The sequence below is a fragment of the Actinomadura sp. KC345 genome, from assembly GCF_004348515.1.
Taxonomy (GTDB): domain Bacteria; phylum Actinomycetota; class Actinomycetes; order Streptosporangiales; family Streptosporangiaceae; genus Spirillospora.
Window position 1 is genome coordinate 1 of the sequence record NZ_SMKH01000266.1, and the last position, 10,859, is coordinate 10,859.

Consider the following 10,859-nt stretch of genomic DNA (forward strand, 5'->3'; position numbering starts at 1 on the left):
TGTTGGAGCGGTCGACATGGACGACGCGGGGGACGAACTCGCGGGCCTCGGCGTCGCTGAGCTGGGCGTAGCTGATGATGATGACCAGGTCGCCGGGCTGGACGAGGCGGGCGGCGGCGCCGTTGATGCCGATGATGCCCGAGCCGCGCTCGCCCGCGATCAGGTAGGTCTCCAGGCGGGCGCCGTTGTCGATGTCCACCACCGAGACCTGCTCGCCGGGCAGCAGGTCCGCGGCGTCCATCAGGTCCTGGTCGATGGTCAGCGATCCGACGTAGTGGAGGTCCGCCTGCGTCACGGTGGCGCGGTGGATCTTGGACTTGAACATCGTCCGGAACATCAGTGCTCCTTGCCGAGGTGGAGGGAAACGTTGTCGATCAGGTGGGTGGCGCCGACGCGGCCGGCGACGGCCAGGACGGCGGGGCCGGTGCGGTCGCCCCCGAGAGCGGTGAACGTCAGGGGATCGACGAGGACGAGGTAGTCGAGGGCGAGCGGCGGTTCGGCGCTCGCGGCCTTGTCCAGGACGGCACCGGCCGCACCGAGCACGGCATCGGGGCCGTCGGCGGCGGCGTCCTCCCCGGCGCGCAGGGCGCGGGAGAGCGCCGCGGCGGTTTCGCGCTCGGCCGCGGAGAGGTAGCGGTTCCGGCTCGACAGGGCCAGGCCGTCGGGTTCCCGGACGGTCGGGCCCCCGGCGACCCGGACGGGCACGTTCAGGTCGGCGACCATCCGCCGGATCATCGCGAGCTGCTGCGCGTCCTTCTCCCCGAAGATCGCCACGTCGGGCCGGAGGAGGTTGAGCAGCTTGAGCACGACGGTGAGCATCCCGTCGAAGTGGCCGGGCCGGGCCGCGCCCTCCACGATCTCCCCCATCGGGCCGGACTTGATCGTGACCTGCGGCTCGTCCGGGTACATGACGTCGCGGCCCGGTGCGAAGACGAGGTCCACGCCTTCGGCCGCGCACGCCTGGAGGTCGGTCTCGAACGTCCGGGGGTAGCGGTCGAAGTCCTCGCCGGGCGCGAACTGGAGCGGGTTGACGAAGATGCTGACCGCCACGGCGTCCGCGCTGCGGCGCGCCTGCCGGATCAGGGAGAGGTGGCCTTCGTGAAGCGCCCCCATGGTCGGGACGAGCGCCAGCGTCCCCTCGATCCGGGGGCGGGCCTCCTCCAGCTCCGCCCGCGTCCGCGCTACGACCGGTGCCACGGCAGCCCCCTCCACTCGTTCGCCACTGCGTTCTCCCTGGTCAATCGGCCAGTACTTCGAGGAGGCGCTCGGCATCCTCGGGCTTGAGCAGTCCGGCGGCCAGCGCCCGGTCGGCGGTGAGCCGGGCCAGGGCGATGTAGGCGCGGCGGCTCTGCGGGGACACCTTGGCCAGCTCGTCGATGTGCCCGGACACGGTGTCGGCGTCGCCGCGGGCGACCGGGCCGGTGAGGCCGTCGATGCCGAGGCGCAGGCCGTTATCGAGGGCGGCGCCGAGCAGCGGGCCGAGCATGCGGCCGGGCTCGGCGACACCGGCGGCGCTCAGCAGGTCCATCGCCTCGACGACGAGCGTGACCAGGTGGTTCGCGCCGCCGGCGAGGGCCGCGTGGTACAGGGGGCGCGCGTCCTCGGTGATCCAGACGGGCTCGCCGCCCATCTCCAGGACGAGCGCCTCGGCGACCGGGCGCAGCGGCTCGGGCGAGGTGACGCCGAACGAGATGCCGGTGAGGCGGTTCACGTCGTCCGGGCGGCCGGTGAAGGTCATGACCGGGTGCAGCGCGAGCGGCAGGGCGCCGGTGCGGGTGAGGGGGTCGAGGACGGCGGTTCCGTACCGTCCGCTGGTGTGCATGATCAGCTTGCCGGTGACGGGGACGCCGGCGGAGACCAGGCCGCCCGCCAGCTCGGGAAGCTCGTCGTCCGGGACGGTCAGCAGCACCAGGTCGGCGGCCGCGACGACCTCCGGCGGCGGCGCCACGCCGGCGCCCGGGAGGCGTTCCTCGACGCGCGACCGCGAGCGCTCGGACACGGCTGCCGCGGCGACCACGCGGTGGCCGGCGCGCGACAGCGCGACGCCGAGCGCCGTGCCGACGCGGCCGGCGCCGACCACGCCGACCGCGAGCCGCGCGGGCCTGTCCTCCGGGGTCTCCTGACCGTTCCGGAGGGGCGCACCCTCGCCGGAGGCCGGGCCGTTTCCGGGGGTGTGAGGGGTCGTCCCCCCACAGGAGGCCGGCCCGTTTCCGGGCGCGGAAGAGGGCGTGACGTCTGGGTCCATCGGTTCGTTCCAGTCCTCAGAGGTACCGGACGCGAACAGGGTACCCGCGAGCCCGGCTCCGCGCTCCGGTGGGTGACGGTCGCCACCCCGAGGCTCCATTCAAGTGAACATTCGTCCTTCCCGGTGACCTCCACCCAAGTGGTGGGCCACCGGGAAGGACAAGACTTCAGTCAGCGGCAAGGGACTCCACGATGGAGGTCTTGGCGGCGCGCCGAGCGGGCATCACGGCGGCGACCGTCCCGGCCGCGCCCGCGAGCAGGACGAAGCCGATGACCTGGAGGTAGGGCAGCGCGAACCGGGAGCTCTCGCCCATCGCGTTCGTCGCGGCCCAGCCGAACGCGACCCCGAGCACGACCCCGGTGAACGCGCCGATCACGGCCATGACCAGGGCCTCGACGGACAGCATCCGGCGGAGCTGCCGCTTGGTGAGGCCGAGGGCCCGCAGCAGCGCCGACTCCCGCGTCCGTTCCACGACCGAGAGGGTGAGCGTGTTGGCGATGCCGAACAGCGCGATGATGATCGCCAGGCCGAGCAGCCCGCCGAAGACCATCAGCATCATGTCGATCGCCCCGGTCATCGTTTCCTTGAACTCGGCGGCGGAGACCACCTTCACGGCCGGGTACGGCTGCGCGGCGGCGTCGACCGCCCTACGCGCCGCGGACGCGGAGACGCCGTCACGGCTCTCGACGTACAGGGCCGACGGGTCCACGGCGCCGAAGTACCGGGTGAAGTCGGCCTCCGGCACGATGATCCCGCTGACCGGGGAACCCCCGCCGTACACGGCGGTGATCTTCACGGGAACGGCGCCCCGCGGGGTCTGGACCCGGAGTGTCCGCCCGACCTGGTAGCCCGACTGCTCGGCGGTCGTCTTGTCCACCATCGCGGTTCCCGGCTCGCGTGCCGCGGCGAGTGTGCCCTCCTCGAACGACGGGTTCACGAGCGTGCCGAGCGCGGACGGCGTGATCGTGGAGATCCCCGACTCATCACCGTCGATCTCGACGTCCTGCTGGCGGCGCTCCACGACCGTGGCGATCTCGGGGCGGTCGCGCAGCGTCCCGGTGAGCGCCTGCGGGACGCGTCCCTCCAGGTTCTGGGTCTCGATCTGGAACTCGACGGGGAACTGCTCCTCCAGCTGTCGGTCCGCGGTCGCCTTGCCGCTGGCCGCGATCACCGCGAACAGGCTCATCAGCCCGACGCCGATGGTCAGCGCGATCGTCGTGGTCGCGGTGCGGCGCGGGGCACGCTGGGCGTTGGCGACCGCCAGCCGTCCCGGGACGCCGCCGAGCCGAGCCGGGACCGCCCCCGCGAGCCGCCCGAGCGGCCGGACGAGCGCCGGCATCGCCGCGATCACCGCGAGGAAGAACACGCCGCCGGCGGACGCCACCATGTACATCGCGGTCTCGCCCTTCTCCATGACCAGGGAGCCGAGCACGCCCATGGCCAGGCCCACGGCGCCGAGGAGCACGGCGATCACCGTGCGCGGCACGCCGAGGCGGAACCGCCCGCCGCCCGGTTCCAGGTCCGAGCGCAGCGCGGCGACCGGCGCCACGCGGGTCGCCGCGCGAGCGGGCATCAGCGCGGACAGGACGGTCACGGCGACGCCGAGCGCGAGGCCGACCACGATCGTCCGGACGGTGAGGGTCGGTGCGGCGACGCCCATGGCGGCGTCCAGCCTGTTCATCGCGACGAGTCCGCCGGCGCCGAGGCCGACCCCGGCGGCGAGGCCGATCAGCGAGCCCACCAGGCCGACCACCGCGGACTCGGCCACCACGCCCCCGAACACCTGCCGGCGGGTCGCGCCGACGCAGCGCAGCAGCGCCATCTCCCTTATCCGCTGCGCGATCAGGATCGAGAACGTGTTGTAGATGACCAGGGCGGACACCAGCATGGCGACCAGCCCGAAGAGCAGCAGCCCGGCCCGGATGACCTCGGTGTCGGCGCCCGCGGACGCCGCCAGTTCCTTGCCGAGCTCCGTGCCGCTGTAGACCTGGCCTGACGGACCGGCGGCGGCTTCGATCGCCGCTCGGTCGCCGCCCGCGATGTCGATCTCGCGGAAGCTCTTCTTTCCGGTCATCGTGATCGTGGTCGGGGTGTCGAAGCCCACCGCGCCCAGGAAGCTCGCGTCCTCGTCGATGCCGAAGTCGACCAGGCCGACGACGGTGAACCTGTGCGGCCGGTTCTTCTGGTCCAGGACCGTCACCGTGTCGCCGACGGTGAAGCCCTCCCGCTCGGCCACCCGGCTGTCCAGGACGGTCTCGCCGCCGCCGGACGGGGTGCGTCCCTTGTCGACCTCGTAGCGCAGCAGGTCCCCGGACGGCACGGACATGGCCACGGTGGGGAAGTCGCCGACCGCCTTGCCGTCCTTGCCGACCAGGGCGGCCTCGCCCTTCACCATGCCGTGCACGTCGGTCACGCCCGGCAGCGCGCGGATCCTCCGGAACGTGTCGGCGGAAACGCCCGCATCCGGCGCGTCGCCTTCCGGCAGCACCGCGAAGTCCACCTTGTCGGCGGATTTCGCGAAGGTCTTGGCGACGCCCTTGTCCATCGAGTCCGTCAGTACGAACGTCCCGGAGATGAACCCCACGCCGAGGGTGATGGCCACCGCCGTCAGCAGCAGCCTCAGCTTGTGGGCGCGCAGGCCCGCCAAGGTCGTCCTCAGCATCACGCCTCCAGGCTCTTGAGCAGGTCGAGGACGGCGGCGGGCGTCGGACGGACGATCTCGGACACGATCTCGCCGTCCCGCAGGAACACCACCCGGTCGGCATAGGAGGCGGCCACCGGGTCATGCGTGACCATCACGATCGTCTGGCCCATCTCCCGGACGGAGGAGCGCAGGAACCCGAGCACCTCGGTACCGGACCGCGAGTCGAGGTTGCCGGTCGGCTCGTCCGCGAAGATCACCTCGGGGCGGGCGACGATCGCGCGGGCGCACGCCACCCGCTGCTGCTGACCGCCCGACAGCTCGGACGGACGGTGCCCCAGCCTGTCGCGCAGGCCCAGGACGTCCACGACCCGGTCGAACCACGCGCGGTCCGGCTTGCGCCCCGCGAGCTCCATGGGAAGCAGGATGTTGTGCTCAGCGGTGAGCGTCGGCAGCAGGTTGAACGCCTGGAACACGAACCCGACGCGGTCGCGGCGCAGCATCGTCAGCCGCCGGTCGCCCATCCCGGTGATCTCCGCGTCGCCGAGGACTACGCGACCGCCGGTGACGGTGTCGAGCCCGGCCAGGCAGTGCATCAGCGTGGACTTCCCGGACCCGGACGGCCCCATGATCGCGGTGAACACGCCCCGGTCGAACCGGGCGCTGACCCCGCGCAGGGCGTGCACGGCCGCGTCACCGGACCCGTACACCTTCGACACGCCCTCGGCCGTGACGGCGGGCGGTACCGCGGTTGCCGGGGCTCCTCCGGGCGGGTCGGCGAACGTGCTGGTCACGATGGGCTCCTCATGGTTCGTCGGGGGTCTGGTCGATCACGAACCACGCTAGGAATCCGCCGCGCCCCTGCCATCACCCCTGCGGTCACGCTCCGCGTCACTCTCACGGCTATCCGGCGGTCGCGAGTACGACCTGAGTCGTACGCTCCCGTCCCTCCTGCCACCGACCGCCCGGGGACGCGAAAAGCGCCGGAGACCCGTGAGGGTTTCCGGCGCTTCACGATGGACGGTCGTCCGCCCTTGTTCGTGTCAGTCCCCGTACTCGACTTCCGCGCCGCCCTTGCACTGGGCGTTCGCGCTGGCGACGACGGCCGCGACGGCGTTGCCGCAGACGTTCACCGGGATCGAGATGGGCGCGATGACCTGGGTTCCGCCCAGGATCGATCCGTTTCCGCTGGTCTTGTTCTTCGAGAACCAGTTGTCGCCGTGGCCATGGCCGTGGCCGTGGCCTCCGTAGGTGGCGGCGTGCGCGGGGGCGGCGGCCAGGGCCGAGGCTGCGACGGCAAAGCCGAGGATGCCGGTCGCGGCAAGCTTCTTGATCACGAGAGTCCTCCCGTACATGGGCTTACAGGCCCGATCTGACAATTGCCGACGACGCCCGCGAAGGCGGCGTCGCGTACGGTAGTTACCCAGCTACTCTCAGGTAGATCAATCCGATACCCCAGGATGAATGCAAGAAGTCACCATGAAGTAATCAAGCCGTTACGGAGAGTCGTCGCTTTGGCCGCTTTTGACCAGACCCGTCTCATAGGCGAAAACGACGGCCTGCACCCGGTCGCGGAGGTCCAGCTTCATCAGGATCCTGCCCATATGCGTCTTCACGGTCGCCTCGGAGACGTACAGCCGTCCCGCGATCTCCGCGTTCGACATTCCCCGCGCGACGAGGCGGAGCACCTCGCCCTCACGGTCGGTCAGGGTGTCCAGCGCGCCGCCCGATTTCTCCTCCGCGTCCGGAAGATGAACCGCGAACCGGTCCAGCAGCCGCTTCGTCGTGCTCGGCGCCACCACCGCGTCCCCCGAATGCACCGACTTGATCGCCTCGATCAGCTGCGCCGGGCCCGCGTCCTTCAGCAGGAACCCGCCCGCCCCCGCCTTGATCGCGGCGAACGCGTACTCGTCCAGGTCGAACGTGGTCAGGATGACGACCTTCGGCCCGGACGCCGCCACGACCCGGCGGGTCGCCTCGATCCCGTCCATGCGGGGCATGCGCACGTCCATCAGGACGACATCCGCCGGGGTGCCGCGCAGCAGTTCGAGCGCCTGCACACCGTCCCCGGCCTCGCCGACGACCTCGATGTCGGGTTGCGCGTCCAGCACCATCGTGAATCCGGCGCGGACGAGCTCCTGGTCGTCGACCAGCACCACCCGGATGGGCGCCGCCACGTCCTCATCGTCCGTCATGGACCCTCCCGCCGGACGCCACCGCCACAGCGCGCTCGCGCAGGCCGGTCATGGCGCGCCGACCTCCTCCCGGACCGGGATCCGCGCGACCACCGCGAACCCGCCTCCGGGACGCGGCGCCGCGTGGATGTCGCCCCCGTACACGGCGACGCGCTCCCGCATCCCGGCGAGACCGTGGCCCCGCCCGTCATCCGGGGCAGTCGCGCCTCGTCCGTCGTCGTCCACCCGGATCTCCAGGGCGTCCTCCGCATACTGCAGCCGCACCGACACCGCCACACGCGGCCCTCCATGTTTGAGTGAATTGGTCAGGGCTTCCTGGACGATCCGGTAGACCGTGAGCTGCCGTCCCTCCGACATGGCGGTCGGCGTCCCGCCCACCTCGAACGCCACCGCCAGCCCGGACGAGCGGACGTGCTCGACCAGATCGTCCAGCTCCTCCACCCCCGGCTGCGGCGCGAACGCCCCGGCGTCGTCGTTCTCACGCAGGACGCCGAGAAGCCGCCGCATCTCCGCCAGCGCCAGCCGTCCCGTCGAGGAGATCGTGTCGAGCGCCTGCCTGGCCCGGCCCACGTCGGTCTCGATCGCGTAGGACGCGCCGTCCGCCTGCACCACGATCACGCTGACGTTGTGGGCCACGACATCGTGCAGCTCACGGGCGATGCGCGCGCGCTCGTCGGCCATGGCCATCTTGACCTCGTTGTCGCGTTCACGCTCCAGGCGCTCGGCCCGCTCCTCCACCGAACGCAAGTAGGCCCGGCGCGTCCGCATGTGCAGACCGAGAAGCCACACACCCGCCACGAACACCGTCAGCATGGCGAACGAGGTCCTCATGTCGTCGGAGCCGGACGGGTAACGGTACGTCGCCATGAGCGCGCCGATCTCCGCGACCAGCAGTGCCGCCAGTCCCCAGCGGAGCGAGAGGCCGGCGGTCACCGTGTAGAGCCCCATCAGGACGGCGAGGTTCGCCGGGACCGGTTGCAGGTTCAGGACGCACTGGACGCCCGAGATCAGCGCGACCACGGCGTACACGGTGCGGGGGAACGTCCGGCGCAGGACGAGAGGGCCGACCAGCCCGGCCACCAGCAGTACGTACTCGCCCCGCTCGAACCCGAACGCGCCCCCCGCCAGCGCGGGCAGGGAGACGAGCAGCACGGGGAACGCGAAGAACGCATCGACCAGCGGCTTCTTCCTCCGCACCCAGTCCCACGCGTTCGCCACCATGCCGACAGGGTACGGACAAGCAGGTCAGCCCCAAATCAGCCCCAGGTCGGACCCCTCTCCACCCCAAGAACGGCCCGCCACACCACGAGCGCCCTCAACCGACACCCACGGGCGGAACCGCAAACGGGCGCCGCGGAGATGATCATCACAGGTGGCCGCCGCGCCGGGTCGAGCGGCGGGCATGTGCGGGCAGACCTGCAGGATCTCCTCTCTGTCGCGGATGCGGCGGGCGGCGGGCGTCATCGCGCGGTGGAGGCGGGCGCACGCTCACGGTAGCGTCGCGGTTGTGGCGACGTTGGTTTCCGAATGGCTGACATGGCGGACCGCGATGGAGCGGGCGCTGTACGGGGAAGACGGCTTCTACCGGCGCGGAGAACGTCCCGCCGAGCACTTCCGCACCTCGGTCCACGCCTCGCCGCGTTTCGCCGCCGCCATGGCGCGCCTGCTGGTCGAGGTCGACACTCTGCTCGGCCACCCCGAACGGCTGGACGTCGTGGACATCGGCGCCGGGTCCGGGCACCTGGTGAGCAACATCCTGGCCTGCGCGCCTCCCGAACTGGCGCCGCGGCTCGTCCCGACGGCCGTGGAGATCGCCCCCCGTCCGGCCGAGATCCCGTCGCGGGTCGTCTGGCGTCCGGACCTGCCGAGCGGGATCACCGGCCTCGCCGTGGCGAACGAATGGCTCGACAACGTTCCGCTGGACGTCGTCGAGCGCACCCCGGACGGCATCAGGACCATGCTGGTCAACCCGTCCACCGGTACCGAACGCCCCGGCCCAGCCCCGTCGGATGAGGACCGCGACTGGCTGGAGCGCTGGTGGCCGCTCCGCGAACCCGGCGACCGCGCCGAGATCGGCCATCCGCGCTGCGCCGCCTGGGCCGCGGTGGTCGGACGGCTCACCCGGGGGCTCGCGCTCGCCGTCGACTTCTCGCACTCCCGCGAATCCCGTCCCGCGTACGGGACCCTGTCCGGCTACCGCGACGGCTCGACCGTCCCCGCCGTCCCGGACGGTTCCTGCGACGTCACCGCCCACGTCGCGCTGGACGCCTGCGTGAGCGCGGGGGAACGCGCCGGCGCCACGTCCGGCGTCCTGACGACCCAGCGCGAAGCGCTGCGCGCCCTCGGCCTCTCCGGTACCCGCCCGCCGCTGGACCTGGCCCACCGCGACCCCCGCGGCTACCTCGCCGCCCTGTGCCACGCCGGCGAGGACGCCGAACTGACCGACCCGGCCGGCCTGGGCGGCTTCGGCTGGCTCGCCCAGACCGTCGACATCCCGATCCCCGCTCCTCTCACGGCCATGTCTGGTCAGCACTCCACGTGAAGGGACTCCAGGCCCCGTAGGACGTAGCCGGGCTTCCACTTCGGCTCGGCGGACGGACGCAGGCCAGGAGCCAGCCGGAGGAGCGCCCCGAAAGACTCGGCGAGTTCTATACGGGCCAAGGGGGCGCCCAGGCAGTAGTGGATGCCCAGGCCGAAGGTGATGTGCGGGTTCGGGTCGCGGGACAGGTCGAGGCGGTCCGGGTCGGCGAACACTTCGGGATCACGGTTGGCGGACGCGAACTGCAAAGCGACCTCGGCGCCTCGGGGGATGTCGGCACCGGCGACCGTGATGTCCTGCAACACCCAGCGTTCGAACATGGGCGCCGGGGTGTCGTAGCGCAGCAGCTCCTCAACGGCCGTGGGGACGAGCGAAGGGTCGGCGCGGAGGCGCTCCAGTTCGCCCGGGTTGCGGAACAGGGACCACCAGCCGTTGCCGGTCGCGTTGACCGTGGCCTCATGGCCGGCGTTGAGCAGCAGGACGCAGGTGCCGATCAACTCGTCCTCGGTGAGCCGGTCGCCCTCGTCCACGACCTGGGTGAGGGCGGTGATGAGGTCGTCGCGCGGCTCGTCCCGCCGGGTGCGTGCCAGGCCGCGCAGATAGCCGGAGAACTCCACGGCGGCGCGGACGGCCGTTCGCTGCGCCTCCTCCGGCGGGTTCAGCTCGTACATCCCGCAGATGTCGGCCGACCAGGGGCGCAGCAGGGGCCTGTCCTCCACCGGGACGCCGAGCATCTCGGCGATGACGTTCACCGGAAGCGGCTCGGCGACCTCGGCGAGCAGGTCGCCGCCGCCCTTGTCCGCCAGGGCTCCGGCCAGTTCGCCGGCGAGCCGCCTGATCGTCGGGCGCAGACCCTCCACCATCCGGGACGTGAACGCCTTGGACACCAGGCGCCGAAGCCGCGTGTGCGTGGGCGGCTCCACGTCCAGCATCCCGGCGCGGATCAGATCCCAGAACGGCTTGAGGAAGTCCGCCTCGGGCTCCTGCCCGAACTCCTCGTGGCTCGCGATATGGAGGTACGACCGCCCGAGCCGCCGATCCCGCAGCAGCGCGTCGACGTCCTCGTACCGGCTGATCACCCACTGGCCCGTGGGTTCATGGAAGAACACCGGCCACTCGGTACGGAGCCGCTCGAACACCGGATACGGGTCCGCGACGAACTCGGCGGACCAGGGGTCATACGCCACGTCACTCATACGCCACCTCACTCATGTCCCGACGATATTCACGGCGTTGCCC

At 71.7% G+C, this 10,859-nt stretch carries 9 protein-coding genes and 1 pseudogene; 1 reads left to right on the forward strand and 9 read right to left on the reverse strand.

Features of this window, described 5'->3' with window-relative positions; genetic code table 11:
- From panD to E1281_RS31340, 8 genes and pseudogenes are all read right to left on the reverse strand, one after another.
- Positions 1 to 337: aspartate 1-decarboxylase (gene panD, locus E1281_RS31305; RefSeq protein WP_131883320.1), on the reverse strand; the 337-nt coding region annotated here is incomplete at its 3' end.
- Positions 337 to 1,197 carry a pantoate--beta-alanine ligase gene (panC, locus tag E1281_RS31310; RefSeq protein ID WP_243717621.1) on the reverse strand — a complete coding sequence of 287 codons (861 nt, stop codon included), beginning with the start codon at positions 1,195 to 1,197 and terminating at the stop codon, positions 337 to 339. The genes panD and panC, both read right to left, overlap by 1 nt.
- Positions 1,198 to 1,237: 40 nt before the next feature.
- A pseudogene (locus tag E1281_RS31315) lies at positions 1,238 to 2,119 on the reverse strand (DUF2520 domain-containing protein); the annotation flags it as partial.
- A 292-nt stretch (positions 2,120 to 2,411) separates the two neighbouring features.
- Complete coding sequence (locus tag E1281_RS31320; protein ID WP_131883323.1) at positions 2,412 to 4,907, reverse strand: FtsX-like permease family protein; 2,496 nt, start codon at positions 4,905 to 4,907, stop codon at positions 2,412 to 2,414.
- Complete coding sequence (locus E1281_RS31325) at positions 4,907 to 5,680, reverse strand: ABC transporter ATP-binding protein (RefSeq protein ID WP_131883324.1); 774 nt, start codon at positions 5,678 to 5,680, stop codon at positions 4,907 to 4,909. The genes E1281_RS31320 and E1281_RS31325 overlap by 1 nt, the downstream gene beginning before the upstream one ends.
- 249 nt (positions 5,681 to 5,929) lie before the next feature.
- Positions 5,930 to 6,223: a DUF320 domain-containing protein gene (locus E1281_RS31330; RefSeq protein WP_243717623.1), complete on the reverse strand. Its 294-nt coding sequence runs from the start codon at positions 6,221 to 6,223 to the stop codon at positions 5,930 to 5,932.
- Between the two features lie 159 nt (positions 6,224 to 6,382).
- Positions 6,383 to 7,081: a response regulator transcription factor gene (locus tag E1281_RS31335; protein ID WP_131883325.1), complete on the reverse strand. Its 699-nt coding sequence runs from the start codon at positions 7,079 to 7,081 to the stop codon at positions 6,383 to 6,385.
- A 48-nt stretch (positions 7,082 to 7,129) separates the two neighbouring features.
- The gene (locus E1281_RS31340; protein ID WP_131883326.1) at positions 7,130 to 8,302 is read right to left on the reverse strand and encodes a sensor histidine kinase; all 1,173 of its coding nucleotides are present in this window, start codon (positions 8,300 to 8,302) and stop codon (positions 7,130 to 7,132) included.
- A gap of 286 nt (positions 8,303 to 8,588) precedes the next feature.
- Between E1281_RS31340 and E1281_RS31345 the strand changes: the two genes are divergently transcribed.
- Positions 8,589 to 9,623: an SAM-dependent methyltransferase gene (locus tag E1281_RS31345; protein WP_347813324.1), complete on the forward strand. Its 1,035-nt coding sequence runs from the start codon at positions 8,589 to 8,591 to the stop codon at positions 9,621 to 9,623.
- Here the strand turns inward: E1281_RS31345 and E1281_RS31350 are convergent.
- Positions 9,608 to 10,816 carry a cytochrome P450 gene (locus tag E1281_RS31350; protein ID WP_131883327.1) on the reverse strand — a complete coding sequence of 403 codons (1,209 nt, stop codon included), beginning with the start codon at positions 10,814 to 10,816 and terminating at the stop codon, positions 9,608 to 9,610. The two genes, E1281_RS31345 and E1281_RS31350, sit on opposite strands and share 16 nt — an antisense overlap.
- Positions 10,817 to 10,859: the final 43 nt, after the last annotated feature.